This window comes from Citricoccus parietis (assembly GCF_042433045.1).
Taxonomy (GTDB): Bacteria; Actinomycetota; Actinomycetes; order Actinomycetales; family Micrococcaceae; genus Citricoccus; species Citricoccus parietis.
Genome location: NZ_JBHLWH010000042.1, coordinates 99,628 through 115,153 on the forward strand (window position 1 = coordinate 99,628; position 15,526 = coordinate 115,153).

Annotated in this window: 14 protein-coding genes; 3 read left to right on the top strand and 11 right to left on the bottom strand. The window is 66.2% G+C overall.

Annotated elements, in window-relative coordinates; genetic code table 11:
- Nucleotides 1-26 precede the first annotated feature (26 nt).
- From ACFFIO_RS14575 to ACFFIO_RS14620, 10 genes are all read right to left on the bottom strand, one after another.
- On the bottom strand, nt 27-518 hold the full coding sequence (locus ACFFIO_RS14575; protein WP_378042903.1) for a nuclear transport factor 2 family protein: 492 nt from the start codon (nt 516-518) through the stop codon (nt 27-29).
- Nucleotides 519-551: 33 nt separating this feature from the next.
- Complete coding sequence (locus tag ACFFIO_RS14580; protein WP_378042904.1) at nt 552-2,048, bottom strand: aldehyde dehydrogenase; 1,497 nt, start codon at nt 2,046-2,048, stop codon at nt 552-554.
- Nucleotides 2,049-2,207: 159 nt separating this feature from the next.
- Nucleotides 2,208-3,257, bottom strand: coding sequence for an ABC transporter substrate-binding protein (locus ACFFIO_RS14585; RefSeq protein WP_378042905.1), 1,050 nt, complete (start codon nt 3,255-3,257; stop codon nt 2,208-2,210).
- A gap of 61 nt (nt 3,258-3,318) precedes the next feature.
- Entirely contained in the window at nt 3,319-4,164 is an 846-nt protein-coding gene (locus ACFFIO_RS14590) for an ABC transporter permease (RefSeq protein ID WP_378042907.1), read from the bottom strand.
- Entirely contained in the window at nt 4,161-4,973 is an 813-nt protein-coding gene (locus tag ACFFIO_RS14595) for an ABC transporter ATP-binding protein (RefSeq protein ID WP_378042909.1), read from the bottom strand. Before ACFFIO_RS14595 ends, ACFFIO_RS14590 begins: the two co-directional genes overlap by 4 nt.
- Before the next feature lie 203 nt (nt 4,974-5,176).
- Nucleotides 5,177-5,992 (bottom strand): alpha/beta fold hydrolase, encoded by an 816-nt coding sequence (locus ACFFIO_RS14600; RefSeq protein WP_378042911.1) that lies wholly within the window; start codon nt 5,990-5,992, stop codon nt 5,177-5,179.
- Between the two features lie 37 nt (nt 5,993-6,029).
- Entirely contained in the window at nt 6,030-7,283 is a 1,254-nt protein-coding gene (locus ACFFIO_RS14605) for an acyl-CoA dehydrogenase family protein (protein ID WP_378042913.1), read from the bottom strand.
- A 51-nt stretch (nt 7,284-7,334) separates the two neighbouring features.
- Entirely contained in the window at nt 7,335-8,495 is a 1,161-nt protein-coding gene (locus tag ACFFIO_RS14610) for a CaiB/BaiF CoA transferase family protein (RefSeq protein ID WP_378042915.1), read from the bottom strand.
- A gap of 8 nt (nt 8,496-8,503) precedes the next feature.
- Nucleotides 8,504-10,105, bottom strand: coding sequence for a class I adenylate-forming enzyme family protein (locus ACFFIO_RS14615; protein ID WP_378042917.1), 1,602 nt, complete (start codon nt 10,103-10,105; stop codon nt 8,504-8,506).
- 53 nt (nt 10,106-10,158) lie between these two features.
- Nucleotides 10,159-11,424, bottom strand: a complete 1,266-nt coding sequence (locus tag ACFFIO_RS14620) for a CaiB/BaiF CoA transferase family protein (protein WP_378042919.1) — start codon at nt 11,422-11,424, stop codon at nt 10,159-10,161.
- A gap of 232 nt (nt 11,425-11,656) precedes the next feature.
- Between ACFFIO_RS14620 and ACFFIO_RS14625 the strand changes: the two genes are divergently transcribed.
- Genes ACFFIO_RS14625 through ACFFIO_RS14635 form a run of 3 tightly spaced genes read left to right on the top strand, consistent with a single transcriptional unit; the run spans nt 11,657 to nt 14,369 of the window.
- Nucleotides 11,657-12,388 (top strand): dienelactone hydrolase family protein, encoded by a 732-nt coding sequence (locus ACFFIO_RS14625; RefSeq protein ID WP_378042921.1) that lies wholly within the window; start codon nt 11,657-11,659, stop codon nt 12,386-12,388.
- Nucleotides 12,389-12,441: 53 nt separating this feature from the next.
- The gene (locus ACFFIO_RS14630) at nt 12,442-13,326 is read left to right on the top strand and encodes an enoyl-CoA hydratase-related protein (RefSeq protein WP_378042923.1); all 885 of its coding nucleotides are present in this window, start codon (nt 12,442-12,444) and stop codon (nt 13,324-13,326) included.
- Nucleotides 13,323-14,369: an MBL fold metallo-hydrolase gene (locus tag ACFFIO_RS14635; RefSeq protein WP_378042924.1), complete on the top strand. Its 1,047-nt coding sequence runs from the start codon at nt 13,323-13,325 to the stop codon at nt 14,367-14,369. Before ACFFIO_RS14630 ends, ACFFIO_RS14635 begins: the two co-directional genes overlap by 4 nt.
- Here the strand turns inward: ACFFIO_RS14635 and ACFFIO_RS14640 are convergent.
- Nucleotides 14,360-15,493 (bottom strand): 2-methylaconitate cis-trans isomerase PrpF family protein, encoded by a 1,134-nt coding sequence (locus tag ACFFIO_RS14640; RefSeq protein WP_378042926.1) that lies wholly within the window; start codon nt 15,491-15,493, stop codon nt 14,360-14,362. The two genes, ACFFIO_RS14635 and ACFFIO_RS14640, sit on opposite strands and share 10 nt — an antisense overlap.
- Between the last annotated feature and the right edge of the window lie 33 nt (nt 15,494-15,526).

Genomic DNA, 15,526 nt, shown 5'->3' on the forward strand with positions numbered 1-15,526 from the left:
ATGCTGTCTGCCGCGATCGGCCGTGATCACCCGCCGTAGGCGGAAGCAAGCTGCGCGGTGTCGAAGTACTCCTCAAATGCCTTGACCTTGCCGTCCGTGAAGCGGAAGATCTGCACGTACCGCCCCTGATAGGTGGGGTGGACTCCGCCGAATACACCGTCGGCCTGGACATCGACGTCCGAGTGCGTCCGCGTGATGATGACGTTGGGATCCTCGCCCGCGATGACCTCGTCAATGTACCAGTCGAACTTCCCGTGCATGTCGTCATGGATCGGATCCCAGAACGCCTTGACAGCGTCCCAGCCCTCGTGTGCCGTGACTTGAATATTGCCGATGTCGCCGGTCACATAAGGAGTAATCACTGCGGGGTTCTCTTCGACCCATAAGGAATAGAAGCGTTCCTTGTCCTTGAGGTACAGGGAGAAGAATTCGACCACGGCGTCGATGTTCCGCCGAGCGGTCTCGTTGTTGGCCGTGATAGGGGAGAGCAGGGTGACGCCATTGATGATGGTTTCCATGTCGGTACTCCTTCTACTCAACGTATGAGCGGATTACTGCTGAACGTGTGAGGGGATGCCCTCGAGGATGACGGTCTTGTTCTCAAGGAACGGCCGCAGACCGTCCACGCCGCCCTCACGGCCGATTCCAGACCGTTTGAAGCCGCCGAATCCAATGCGCATATCGCTGCGGAAGACGTTGTGACCCACGGTTCCCGAACGAAGCTGGCGCGCGATCTGGTAGGCACGGTCGGCGTCGTTCGTGAAAACCGAGTTGTTGAGCCCGAAGACGGTGTCGTTGGCCAGTTCGATGGCATGCGCCTCGTCGTCGGCCGGGATGACGGTGAGGACGGGTCCGAAGATCTCCTCCTGGGCAACGGTCGCCTGATTGTCGACCCCGGCAAGCACGGTCGGCTCGATGAACCACCCTCGATCGAGTCCTGCCGGACGTCGGCCCCCGAAGGCCAGGGTGGCTCCCTCGGCCACGCCGAGCTTCGTGTAGTGTTCCACCTTCTCGAGCTGGCGGCGCGTGGCGATGGGCCCCATTCCGATTGATGGGTCGAAGGGGTCTCCGATCTTGACTTCAGCGAAGGTGGCGCTCAGTGCCTCCACAAGGGCGTCGTGGCGATCCCTGGTGACAATCACCCGGGACAGGGCCGAGCAGACCTGGCCCGTGAGGAAGCACGCGTAGCCGGCGATCGACTGGGCGGCGGTTTCGAGATCGTAGTCATCAAGTACGACGGCGGCGGATTTGCCTCCCAGCTCCAGCGTCACACGCGCGATCCGTTCCGCAGCTATGCCAGCGATGCGCTGACCGGCCGCGAGCGATCCGGTGAACGTGATCTTGTCGACTCCTGCATGGCGGACAAGACGCTCGGAAGCTTCCCTGTCCGCGGTGACGACGTTGAGGACACCCGGCGGAAGTCCGATTGCATCCGCGATCTCCGCCATGACGTACCCTGCGCCGGGAGCCTCGGGGGAGTTCTTCAAGACCACAGTGCAGCCAGCGAGCAGTGCCGGGGCAATCTTGTAGGCCATGATGTTGATCGATGCGTTCCAGGGGACGATGGCGCCTACGACCCCGACCGGTTCACGAACGATGAGTGCGAGCTCGCCGCCGCCCGGCGGCTGATCGAATCGCTCCTCGAAGGGGAAGGAATCGGCAAGTCCGGCGTAGTACTCGTAGACGCCGCCGATCGTTCCGGCGAAGGCATGTGCGACGGCGTGGGTGCTGCCCATCTCGCTGGGCCAGATGCGGGCCACGTCGTCGATGCGGGCATCGAGGTGCTGGCCCATTCGGCGCAGATAGTCCGCGCGCTCGGCATGGGAGAGGTGGGCCCAGGGGCCATTGTCGAAGGCTTCGCGCGCCGCCGCTACGGCGCGGTCGATGTCGGCCTCGTTGGCCTCTGCCACGCTGACGAATACCTCCTCGGTGGCCGGGTTGACGACGTTGATCGTCGTTCCGGACGTTGCCTCGACCCACTGTCCGTTGATGTACAGGCGGTCAGGATGGCTTATGGGGGCCGTTCGGTCGATCAACTGCTGGCTCACGGTTGGTTCCTCTCGATTTCTGCTGCAGTAGTTGTTTGTTGATTGTTGTTCGTGGGTTCCGGCCGCGGCCCGTCATTGCGGCCGAGGGTTCCGAGCCTCTGGCGTGTGCGGTCGGTGTCGTAGCCGGCATCGAGATTGGCGTGAGAACTGGACGTCGGATCAGGCGCCGGCCTGCTCCACGAACGAGGTGTCGATGATGTCGTCGATGACGAGGTCTGGTTCCTCGACGAGGCCGTCCTCACGGAAGGTCTGCAGGTCATCCGCCAGGCCTTCCGTGTTCATGCCTCCGTCCGCGCTGATGGCCGGGAAATAGACGCCTCGGAGAAGGTCCTCGTCCATCTCGGTGTACTCGGACAGGATCCCGACGATCTCGTCGGCGTCCTCGCCTTTCAACTGTCCGCCGACGATGTTCTCGTTGAAGTCCTCGACCCCGCGCAGCCAACCCTTCATGAAGGCGACGGCCTCGTCGGGGGAGTTCTGCGAGAACTCGGTGCCGTACATCATGGTTCCCAGCTGGAGCTCGGGATAGAAGTCCGCTCCCACGGCGAAGCGGACGGCGTCGCCGCTCTCGATGACCTTTGACGCATACGGCTCGGCCAGGGTGGCGGCATCGATGGCACCGCTCTCGAGGCTGATCGCCTGATCGGGACCGGACAGGTAGTTGGCGGTGACGTCGGAGCGGTCCAGTCCGGCTTCGTCCAGGGCGCGGTCGAACCACAGGGTGGTGGAGGTCCCATCCGCGTAGAGCCCCATACGCAGCCCCTTCAGATCCTCGAGTTCGGAGAACTGGCCGCTGTCGACCAGCTCCTTGCGCACGATGAGCGACGAGTACTTGTTGTCGTCGTCCAGGTGGCCGGTGTCTCCGACGAGACGTACGCCGAGGTCCCGGCCGACCGCGTTGAAGATGCCGGCACCCGGCGCACCCGTGCCGGCATCAAGGTCCCCCGAGGACAGGGGGGCGACCATGTCGCCGCCGGACTTGAAGGCCTGGAGATCGACCTCGAGCCCCTCGTCCTCGAAGTACCCGCGCTCGATGGCGATGTACAGCGGGACGTTCGTCAGTCCGGAGGCATGCCCGACGGAGACCGTCGTGAGTCCGGAATCCGCCGCTCCGCTACAGGCGCTCAGGGAGATCATGGCTGTCAGGCCGGTGAGGGCTGCGGTGATGCGCCGGCGACGGTTCTTGGATGAGGAGGGAGTCTTGCTCATGCTGCTGGAGCCTTTCAGGGTGTCATTCAGGGCGGTGTCTGTGCACGGTCCGGTGGCGGGGCTATCGGTCGTGTTGGCTCCACGGGGTCAGGAGGCGCCCGACCTCGGCCAGGACGAAGGTCATCACAACGCCGAGCACGGAGATGACCACCAGCGCGACGTACATGGTTTCGACCTGGAAGGTCGACCAGGAGTTCCAGATCAGGAAGCCGAGGCCGTCGGTGCCACCCAGCATCTCGGCGACCACGATGAGCATCAGGGACATCCCGACGCCGAGCTTCATGCCGGCGATGATCAGGGGAGTGGCTCCGGGCAGGGCGATGGTGCGGAAGACCTGCAGCCGGCTGGCGCCGAAGTTCTTCCCGACCTCGTGGTGGATCCTGCCGATGCCCATCACCCCGGCCGCGGTGTTGACGACCACGGGAAAGAACACGCCGATGGCCACGACGGCGATCTTCGACGACTCGCCCAATCCGAAGATGATCAGGAGCAGGGGGAAGATGGCCGTCTTGGGGATCGGGTATGTCGCGGCGATGATGGGTTCGGCGATGGTCCGAACCCAACGGTTCAGGCCCATGATGATGCCGATCACGACGCCCGGCACGGCGCCGATGACAAAGCCGATGGAGAGCCGACGGACGCTGATCCAGGTGGCCTCGAAGAGTTCACCGGTCGAGATCATCTCGGCGGCCTTGAGGGCGATCGTGGTGGGTGCCGGGAAGAACTGTGGATTGATGAGGCCAAATCGTGAGGCGATCTCCCAGAGGACCAGGAGACCGAGGGGCGTGACGATGGCGGCGATCCGCTCACCGCCGACGTTCTTCCACACCGACCTGCGCCGGCGGGCCATGGACCGTTCGGGCGGGGACTGAGACTGGCTCACGGGCCGGTTCGCTGTCGCGGTCATAACTGTGCTCCCTGGACTTCTTCCTTGAGCGAATCCCAGATGTCGTAGACGAGTTCCCCGTACTTTGGTTCCCGCCGGAGTTCGAGGACGCTGCGCGGACGCTCGAACGGGACGTCGATGAGTGCCTTCACCTTTCCCGGGCGAGCGGTCATGACCAGCACCTGGTCACCCAGGGTGACCGCCTCGTCCACGGAGTGGGTGATGAAGACGACGGTCTTGCGGCTCTCCTCCCAGATGCGCAGGAGCTCCTCCTGGAGGATCGTCTTGTTCTGCTCGTCCAGGGCGGAGAACGGCTCGTCCATGTAGAACACGTCCGGGTCATTGGCGAAGGCCCTGGCGATGGAGACTCGCTGGCGCATACCGCCGGAGAGTTGGTGCGGGTAGGCCTTGGCGAAAGGTGTCAGCCCCGTCTTGTTGAGGAAGTGCCCGACGCGGTCCCTGATCTCCGGCTTCGGCGCGTGCCGCATCGCCAGTCCGTAGGCCGCGTTGTCCCACACGTTCAGCCAGGGGAAGAGCGAATCGCCCTGAAAGACCATCGAGTTCGTGACCTCGCCGGCATGGTCGGCGGCCACGTCGATCCGACCCGACGTCGGCTTCTCGAGGCCGGCGAGGATCCTCACAATGGTGGTCTTGCCGCAGCCGCTGGGGCCGACGATCGTGAAGAAGGATCCCTCCGGCACGTGCAGGTTTACATGGTCGATCGCTGTCATGCCTGCGCCGCCGGTGTCAAAGGTCTTCACCAGATCCGTGACGGTGATCCCGGTGGTTTTCGGCCTGGCGGCCGTGGTGCCTGTTGCGGTCCCTGGCATGTGGTCCCTCTTCCGTGAGATGCGGCCGTGCGAAGCAGCTGGTGTGTGAGCCATCTCACTCAGTATTGGTCGAATCGACAGGTTGGTCAACAGGTAGGACCATTGAGATTTGGGCGAATGTTCGCGAGATCCGGACCTGGGCGTGCACCAACGGAGCCCCGGAGCGGTGAGTCATCCCGTCTATGCGTGTGAGTCCGTATGGCCTATCGGTCGACTGTCTGACCTGCGTGCTCGTGAGATGAGACGAATCCGCGGACGACGGCCGCCAGCTCCTGCGGCATCAGGTGGGGCGCCGCGTGTGTGCCGCCCTCGAGCGGGACCAGCGGAGCACCGGTGCGCTGCGCGATCTCGAGGGCACCGCGGCGGTGGCGCTCATCCGTTGCCGTTCCATAGCTGACCAGGAGGGGAACAGTGAGGTCCTCGGCCTGGAACGGGGCGCCGTCGAGACTCGCATCCTGCAACTCGGACGCCCAGGCCGGAGCCCAGCCCAGGAACAGCTCCCGGCGTTCTACGTTCCAGGACTCCCATCGTTCCGTACCCATCAACCGGTGGAGAAACGCCTCAGCGGTCTGGCGGACCTCCGCCTCGGACGCTGAGGAGCGTGAGGGCAGCGCGGGCGCCGGCCACCAATCGGTCCAGGGCAGGGGAGCCTCATAGACCATGACGCCGAGAAACGACCGGGCCGCGTGGGCCGCGGCGGTCAAGGTCACGGCGCCACCGAGGCTGTGGCCGAGCACGTAGGCAGGCCGGTCTCCGAGGACGGCGAGCAGGTCGTTCACGTGATCGCGGAACCGCGGTGCCGGAGCACTGGGGAGCAGGTTGTCCCCATAGCCGCGCCGGTCGTAGCGGAGTACTTCGAACTCTCCCAGGTTCCGAGCCAGGCCTGCGAAGCTCCGTGAGGTGTCCATGGAACCGTGGACGATCACCACCCGCGGGGCGCCCTCCTCCGAGGGTCGGTGCCTCACGACGGTGAGTCCGGAGACGTCGAGCTGATCCTCGTTGCCCTCCACCGTCAGCACCCTTTCCGTGTCCGGTGTCGCGGCACCCCTGCGTCGGTCATGATTCTCGGGGGAGCCCGAGCACCTTTTCGGCGAGTGAGTTGCGCACGATCTCATTGGTGCCCGCGAAGATGTGCACGCCCGGCTCGCCCAGCACGAGGGAATTCCAGCTGAAGGTGCCCCACTCGCCGTTGTCGGCGGCCAGACGGGGACCGACGACCTCGCCGACGAGGTGTGATGCGCTGCGGAGATTGCTGCCGAGGGCCAGCTTGCTCACCAGGGGAGTGGGATCGGACCGGTAACCGGGGGCACCCGGGCGGTCCGAACCGTGGGAGGTCAACTGCTTGGCGGACCAGAAGCCGCTGATCGTCTTGACCAGTTCCTGCCGGATCAGCGGATCGTCCTCGGCGCCCATGGCGCGCACCAGAGCCGTGAGCCGGGTCCCGTTGGCGAGGCCGGAGCCTCCCTGCACCAAGCCGGCGCCGATTCCGGCTCGTTCACGGGCGAGGATCTCCCGGGTGACGTCCCACCCCTCACCCACCTGCCCGACGACGTGGTCGTCGGGCACGAAGGCATTGTCGAGGTACACCTCGTTGAATGCCGCCCCGCCGGTCATCTGGCGCAGGGGCACTACGGTGACGCCGGTCTGATCCATGTCGAGCAGGAAGCTGGTGAAGTCATGCTTCCCGGTTCCGGTGCCGGTGCGGGCGAAGACGACACCGAGGTCCGCCAGGTGGGCGTCGGAGGTCCACACCTTCTGACCGTTGAGGAGCCAGCCGCTTTCGGTCCTCGTCGCCTTGGTGCGGGCGGAGAACAGATCGGACCCCGCGTCCGGTTCGCTGAACAACTCGCAACCCATCACGTCACCGCGGTGGAGGTCGCGGGGCAGGGTGGACCTGATGCTCTCGCCGGCCCGGTCGATGAGTACCGGGGATAGGACACGGTCGAGCTTGAAGTACGAGTCACTTGGCGTCTGATAGTTCCGCTCCAGCCGGCGGTAGGCCCGCTGGAACTCCTTGGACATCCCTGCCCCACCCAGCTCGCGCGGACCGTCCAGCCAGCCGAACCCGGCGTCGAAGCGCTTGCGCCGCCAGGCGCGGGCCTCGGACAGGCGGTTGCGCTCCTCCTCGGAGTCCGGCTCCTCCCACAATTTGACGCCGATGTCCTCGCCCTCGCCCCATACGAAGGCGGTCCTGCCTGGCTTGGGCGGCAGGTTCTCGTCCAGGAAGGCCCGGGCGCGGTCGGTGAACGACTCCAGGTCCTCGTCGACGTGGCCGGAATCGGACTGCTTCTCTAGCGATGCGCTGAGCATGGGTGGACCTCATACTTTCTGGTCGGGGGTGTCGGTGTGGTCTGTCTGTGGTCAAGGCCCGGGGAGAAGGCCGACATCGGCCCCGTCCCGCATGGCTTCGTCGATGCGGTCCTGAGGCCAGTCCAGGCCCCGGAGCACTTCCTCGGTGTCGTGCCCCGGGAGCGGCCGGGGCCGCGGAGCGGACGGTGTCCTGCTGAACTGCGGAGTCGGCGCGGGCTCCGGGAAGCCGTCGACGTTGATGAAGGCCTCCGGTCGGCCGTGGACGGGGTGATCGACCGCCTCGGCAGGGGACAGGACGGGGGAGAAGCAGGCCTCCACTCCGTCGAAGGCACGTACCCACTCGTCTCGCGTCCGCGTGGCAAAGACGTCGGCGATCCGGCGGCGCCGTTCCGGCCAGGCGTCGCGGTCATTCTGGGGGCGCATGGTCTCGTGGTCGAGCCCCAGGACGGGCAGCAGTGCAGAATAGAACTTCGGTTCGATAGCGCCGATGGCCACGTGCCGGTCATCTGAAGTCCGATATACGCCGTAGTAGGGCGCCCCTCCGTCGAAGAGATTGCTGCCCCGTTCATCCCGCCACTGGCCCGCCGAGCGCATGTGGTGGACCACGGACATCAGCAGGGAGGCCCCGTCCACGCAGGAGGCATCCACGACCTGTCCCTGACCGGTGCCGCGGGACTCTAGGAGGGCGGCGAGGATGCCCATGGTCAGGGTCATCGCGCCACCACCGAAGTCCCCGACCATGGCCAACGGCTGGACGGGGTCGGCTCCCGGACCGCCCAGCGGATCCAGGGCCCCGGCCAGGGCGATGTAATTGATGTCGTGTCCGGCCGACTGGGCGAGGTCGCCCGACTGTCCCCAGCCGGACAACCGGGCGTAGACCAAGGCGGGATGGGTTGCGTGGAGTATCTCCGGCCCGAGGCCGAGCCGTTCCATGACGCCGGGGCGGAACCCCTCGATCAGGACGTCGGCCCGCGCGGCGAGATCCAGGACGGCCTCCCGTCCCAAAGGCTCCTTGAGGTCGAGGCGCACGGATTTTCGCCCCCGCCCGAAGGTGTCCCTCAAGCGGAGCTCTTCGGGAGTACCTGAACTGGTGCGGGGCCGTTCCACGCGGATGACCTCCGCCCCCATGTCCGCCAGCAGCATGGCGGCGAAGGGGACGGGGCCCATGCCCTCGATCTCCACGACGGTGGTTCCGTTGAGCGGTCCTGGCATGATCGGTCTCAGGCCTCGTGGAAGGTTTCGCCGCCGCGGCCGGTCCAGTCGGCGATCAGCTGCTTCTTGTTCAGCTTGCCGATGTCCGTCATCGGCAAGCTGTCACGGCGGATCCACCAGCTGTCCGGCATCTCGTACCGTGCCAGGTATTCTCGGCACAGGGCGGCCAGCTCGTCGAGGGTGGGGACGGGGGCCCCCGGCTTGATCACGACGGCGGCGCCCACCTTCTCGCCCAGGTCCGGGTCCGGGAGGGCCACCACACCGGCATCGGCGACGTCCTGGTGGCGCAGCAGCGCGTTCTCGATGTTCGCCGAGGCGATGTTCTCTCCGGCGCGGATGATGATCTCCTTGGCGCGACCGGTGACGTAGAGGTAGCCCTCCTCGTCGATGCGGCCGAGATCGCCGGTGGCGATCCAGCCGTCCTGGTCCTCGACGGGGCCTTCGCCGATGACCTCCTCCGGGGCATTCGGCGTGCGGCCCATGATCTCTCCCTCGCCGGTCTCGTCCGGATTCGCGATCCTGACCTCGGTGACGGGTAGCGGCTTGCCCACGCGACTGGGATGCCCGGTGATCTCCCCACCGGACCCCGCGGCCAGCGGACCGCCGGTCTCGGTCAAGCCGTAGAGGCTCCCGATGCGCTTCTTGACGCTGGGGAAGACCTCGGCGATCCGCTGTCGCAGCTCGTCGGGTACTGCCGCCCCGCCCAGGGGCACGGAGGCCAGGCTGGAGATGTCACGGGTCCTGATGTCCGGGTGCTCCAGGACGCGCGAGACCATGGTCGGGATGGCACCCCAGGACCGGACCTTCTCCTCCTCGATCAACCGGAGGACCTCGGCCGGATCGAACTTCCCATCGAGCATCACCAGCTTGCCGCCCTGCAGCAGGGTGGCACAGCTGACCTGGACGCCGGCCAGATGGAACATGGGGACGGACTGGAGGCTGGTGGTGCCGCGGTAGTCGTCCGGGAGCTCGTTCGGCAACCGATTGGTCATCCCGAGCACATTGTGCATGTTTCCCACCACGGAGCGCTGCGAGACCAGGATGCCCTTGGGCAGGCCGGTGGTGCCGGAGCTGAACATGACGACGGCGTCGGCGTCCTCGGAGACATCGGCCAGCCGCAGCTCCGCCGGGTCCCCGCTGTCGACAAGGGTGCGGAGCTCCTGCAAGGAGACGCGCGAGACCTGGTGCACCTCGCGGTCGGTGAGGGCGAGCTTGGGCTGAACCTTGGCCACCAGCTGCTCGACCTCGTGGTCGCTCCACCAGGGATTGCCCAGGACGGCGACGGCCCCGAGGCTGTGGACGGCCCAGAAGGAGACATACCACTCGATGGAGTTGAAGCCGAGGAGCATGACCCGATCCCCCAGGGTGATCCCATAGGCGGACAGCCGGTTGGCCACCCTGGCGACCGCGGCCTCATGGTCCGCGTAGGTGAGACGTCGGTCGCCCTGGACCAGCAGTTCCTGGCTGCCCCAGCGGCGGGCCTCGAGGAGGAACTGGTTCACGGCGGTGGGGCGTTCCTTGTACATGCGTGAGGGGCGGCCGTGGACCGTGCCTTCAACGACCTCCCGGCCCCAGACGATTGCGGTGGATTCTGTGGTGGTGGCGACCAACGTGAGTACTCCTTGACAGTGGGTGGTGGATGCTTCGAGGGATGCGGACCGGGTTAGCCGACGGCCGAGACGAGCGCGGGATTGATGATGCCGCGCTGCACCAGGTCGTCGATCTCGGTCTGGCTGAGTCCCGTCTCCAGCAGGACCTCGTTGGTGTGCTCGCCGAGCCCCGGCGCATAGCCGCGCGGCCCGGTGGCGGCCCGCTCGAAGCGGAGGGGGTTGTTCGGGACCTTGTAGGTTCCGAAGCGTGGGTGTTCCAACTCGGTGATCGATTCATTCGCGACCACCTGGGGGTCCTCCAGGGCCTCTTCGAAGCGGTGGATGGAACTGCACGGCACTCCGGCCTCCTCCAATCGCGAGATCCAGTACTCCGCCGGCTGGGTCGCGAAGATCTCCTCCAGCCGGGAACACAGTTCGACGCGGTGCTCCACGCGGCCGGAGTTCGATTCGAAGCGGGGGTCCTCGAAGTCCCCGAACTCCTGCAGGAATGGAAGCAGCGCGTTCCAGAACCGGTCGTTCAGGCACGCAAGGATGAAGTACCTGCCATCGGACCCGAGGAAGGGCTGGTAGGGAACGAGCTGCGGGTGGCCACCGCCTTGGGGGCGGAAGGGCACCTTTGTCTTGTCGTAGGCCGTGACGTAGTTGGCGAAGGCGGCGATCTGTCCATCGAGGAGGTTGATGGTGAGCTTGTCCCCCCGGCCGGTCTGGTCACGCTGCCGTAGGGCCGCCGTGACGCCGAAGCCCAGGAAGAAGGAACCCACGAAGTCCGCGATGGGGACCCCGACCTTGACCGGTCCCCCGCCGACCTCCCCGGTGACGCCCATCATGCCGCTCAGTGCCTGGGCCAGGATGTCCATGCCCGGCTGCGTGGCGCGTGGCCCCGTCTCACCGAAGGCCGTGATGGAGGCATAGATGAGCCGGTCGTTGACCGCGCTGAGCGTCTCGAAGTCCAGGCCCATCCGCTGGACAGCGTCCGGTCGGAAGGCGATGACGAACACGTCCGCCTCCTTCACCAGGCGCATCAGCGTGCGGTACCCCTCCGGGTCCTTGAGGTTGAGCGCCACGGACCGCTTGCTCCGGTTCACTCCGTAGAAGTAGGCGCTCTCGCCGGGGGCGTAGGCGTTGTCCACATAGCGGAAACTGTCGCCGTGGATGGGCTCGACCTTGATGACGTCGGCGCCCAGATCCCCCAGGAGGGAAGTGCCGTACGGCCCAGCGCCGATCTGTGAGAGATCGACGATCCGGACGCCACTCAGGGGCAGGATGTCGCGTCCCGCCGGGGTGCTCCCGGCAGGTTCGGGGTGGAGGCGGTGGTTCACAATGAGCCGTCCTTCTCTGAGTTGTCCTCGGTCCGGCGAACTGCCAAAGTCACCGATTCTATAGGTTCTACCATTTGACCCACGCCGCGCGGTGTTGTCAATGCCGGCCGACTGGCCCACCCGCTACGGTTCGTTTGGATAAATGGTTTGACCTGAAGCGAATTGAGTGGTTGGTTTGGGGGTGTGATGCAAATCATCTTGGCGTCATCCAGGAACTCAAGGAGGCCGAATTTTGGCTAGTGAAATCCGCTCCGGATATGTAGACGTTGACGGTCTGCGCACCTATCAGGCTGTCCCGGACAACGACGGCCGGCCCCCGACCGGGGGGATGCTCCTGTTGCCTATGATCACGGGCATCGGGGAGCAGGTTCGTCTCTTCGCCGACCAGATCGCCCGGGAGACGGGGGTAGTGGCCGTGACGTGGGACCCCTGGCATGGCCCCAGCTCAGACGACACCGAGCACGCTGAGCTCAGCCGCCTCCTCGCGGAACTCGATGACCGCGCGGTCGTGGAAGAGCAGGAACGGCTCCTGGCCCACATGCGATCGGCCCTGGGCGTGCAGCACGTCGGGGTCATCGGATGGTGCCTGGGGGGCCGGTTCGCCTTCATCCTCGGCGGGCGGGACCCGGAACTGGCCAACGTGATCGCCTACCACCCCACGGTGACCATCCCGCCGGCCGAGAACCATTCCATCGACGCCATCGAGCAGATCCGGTGCACCACCGCGCCGGTGATGATGGCCTACCCGGGCAAGGACTCCATCGTCTCCCGGGAGAGTTTCGACCGGATGCAGGAGGCGCTCCTCCATCGCGACGGAGCCCCGAGCATGGTGCACGTGTATCCAGACGCCAAGCACGGGTTCAGCGACGCCCGCCGTCACGGCGAGGCGCCCAACGCCGAGGCGTTCAACCTGTCCTGGCCCCAGGCTCTGGCGCTGATCCGCGCCACCACCGTGGCTGTCTGAAACGGCCGACTGAATTTTCGTACTGAACCGCACACACGAGCAAGGGGAGTCCCATGGACCTCAAGACTACAAAGTACACCGTGGACGAGGACGGTATCGCCACCGTCTGGTTCCACCGTCCAGGACGGGGTAATTCCTGGACCAACAGGATGCACGCTGAGTACCGATGGATCATGGAGACGCTGGACCGCGATCCGGCGGTCCGCGTGGTCGTGGTCACCGGGACCGGGAATCAGTTCTGCGTGGGTGCGGATGCCAAGGCACTGAGCTTCTACACGACCAGTGAGGACGACTACTCGGAGAGTGTCGCGGTGGGACGTGAGGCTAGCCCCGGTTCGGGGGTGAACCCGGAGTTCGAGACGGATCTGATCTGGCATTGGGGGTTAAGGGTCCCGGTCATCGCCGCGATCAACGGTGCCTGTGCCGGGATCGCCGCCGCGTTGGTGAGCTTCTGTGACCTGCGGTTTGCGGCCGAGGGCGCCAAGTACACCATCTCGACACCTCGACTCGGACTCCCGGCCGAATACGGGCTGTCCTGGGTCTTGCCGCGCATCGTGGGGACCACGCATGCCGCGGACATCTTGTTCACGGGGCGCGTCATCCTGCCGGAGGAACTCCTGGCCATGGGCTACCTGAACGGTGTCTACCCGGCCGGCGACGAGTTCCTGGAGAACGTCTACACAACGGCCCGGATGATCGCCCGGCAGGTGTCGCCGGCCTCGGTGACCAGCGCCAAGCGGCAGATGTACGCGGACCTGCTCCACCACCATCCGGGACGGTCGATCGACGACTCGAAAGGCCTCATCGGTGGTTTCATGAAGAGCCCAGACTTCCAGGAGGGGGTCAAGGCTCTCCAGGAGAAGAGGTCGCCCCGGTTCCCGGATCCGCAACTGCCGCCACGGACAGAGGCGGACAACCGGGATCCGTCCCTGGCATGAGGCTGGACCAGTCCATCACGATCACCGGCCGGGTGCAGAAGGACGCCTGGGCGAACAAGGTGCTTCCCCCGGTCGAGGAGGTGCGGGCGGGCTTTTGGTCCATCCCCGTGCCCTTCCCCCGGCACCCCATGCGCTACACCCTGAGCTACCTCGCCACAGGGCCCCGCGACGCCATCCTCGTCGACCCTGGATGGTCCAGCGAGGAGGGCTGGCAGCACCTGCTGGAAGGCCTCAAGCGGACCGGCGTCGGCATCCGGGGTGTCACGGGCATCGTGGTGACGCATCGTCATGGGGACCATCTCGGCCTGGCCGAGAGGGCACGGCAAGCCTCCGGTGCCTGGGTGGGTCTGGGACGCAACGAGACCTTGGGCCTGCCGGAGAGCGGCGGGGATGACGCGTGGATCGGGGCGGACCGTGCCCTGCTCCACAGCTGGGGCGTGCCCGCCTCTCGGGTCGGGGAGATCGTCTACGGCGAACAATGGTTGAGTGCCGAGCGCGTCTTGGCCCGTCCGGATGTGAGGTTCGCCGATGGGGAGCACCTTCAGGGCGAGGGAATGGACCTCGAGATGGTGGCGACCCCCGGACACACCGAAGGCCACATCTGCTTGATCGACCACGTACACGGGCTCCTGCTCAGCGGGGACCACGTCCTCCCGCGGATCACCCCCAACGTCTCCCTCCAACGAGGGGGCCCCGAGAATCCACTCCGCGACTACTGCAGGTCCCTGGAGCGCATGCGCTGCCATGAGGACATGGAGGTCTGCCCAGCCCATGAGTACCGGTTCCAGGGAATCGGAGGCCGGGTCGACGAGCTGCTCTCGGATGCCCGGTCGCGGTCGGACGAGGTCCTGGAGATCATCGACGCTCGTGACGCGCAGTCCGTGTGGGACATCGCTCGGAATCTGACCTGGTCGCGGGGCTGGGATTCGTTGGTCGGGCCGCCTCTACGCCTCGCACTGGCGGAGACCGCGAGCCACGTGGCCCTGCTGCGGTCCCAGGGGGCGGAACTCGACATCCCTCTGGCAGAGGGTCGTCAGAAGTAGACGTTCCCGTCGAACAGCCGCCGGGTGGTGCGGTATGTCGACGCGAACTCGGCGTGGGGAGCCTTACCCTCCTCGACGCTGACCGAGGAGTTCACGTCGAGGATGCCGGACGGTGTACCGAGCCGCAGGGGAGCGCTATCACCGAGACTCTGGCGGGCCGCATCCTGGACCGTGGAACCCGGAACACGGGCGGCAATGGCCGTGCACATGGCCCCGGTCACCGGCACGGCCCGGTGTGGGCGGCCCGAGGAGAGGAAACGAACCACGACGTCCACCTCATCGGCGGAGATGTCCCGGCCGGAGAGGGTCCGGTAGTCCTGTGGCTCGGCGACGAGCGCCACGAATGGGGTAAGGCGGTTTCCGGCCGCTGCCTCCCGGTCCGTGGAGATTCCCATCGCCACGGACGCCGTCTGCCGGATGGACTCCAGTGTGTGGAGCAGGTCCAAGTTCGATTCCAGGACCTCGGGAAGCTCGGTGCCCGACCAGCCGAGCGAAGACGCCGGCACGAAGACGCAGGGATTGGCAGCGTCCACCATGGATACCTGGAAGGCGCCGTGCTCCGTGTCGAGCCGGTCGAGTCCCTGGCCCGAGGGCAGGAGGCGCCCGGTGGCGGACCCGCCCGGGTCGAGGAAGTCGAGACGGACGGGGGCGCCCGTGCCGGACACCCCGTCGATCGCGTAGTCACCGTCCGTCACGGCTCGGCCACCGGAGACGTCGAAGGTCGAGGCGATGATCTTGCCGGTGTTGGTGTTGTGGATGCGCACAGTGGTTGGACCGTCTGCTGCGTGGACCAGCCCCTCATCCACGGCGAACGGCCCGATGGCGGAAGACATATTTCCGCAGTTGCCGGCAAAGTCGACCACCGCGGTGTCCACCTGGACCTGGGCAAAGGTGTAGTCGACGTCGGCTTGCTCTGTCGACGCCGGTCCCACCACGCACACCTTGGAGAGTGAGGAGATGCCGCCGCCCATGCCATCGAGCTGACGCCCGTTCGCGTCAGGGCTCCCCATGGCTCTCAGGAAGATCGGGTCCCAATCGGCCCGTTCACCGGGAAGGTCCGAGAGGTGGAAGACCACGGCCTTGCTGGTGCCGCCTCGAATGAAGGCGGCCGGCAGCTTCTCCATCGCTTCTCCTTGGTGTGGTGTTGGGTGTGATGC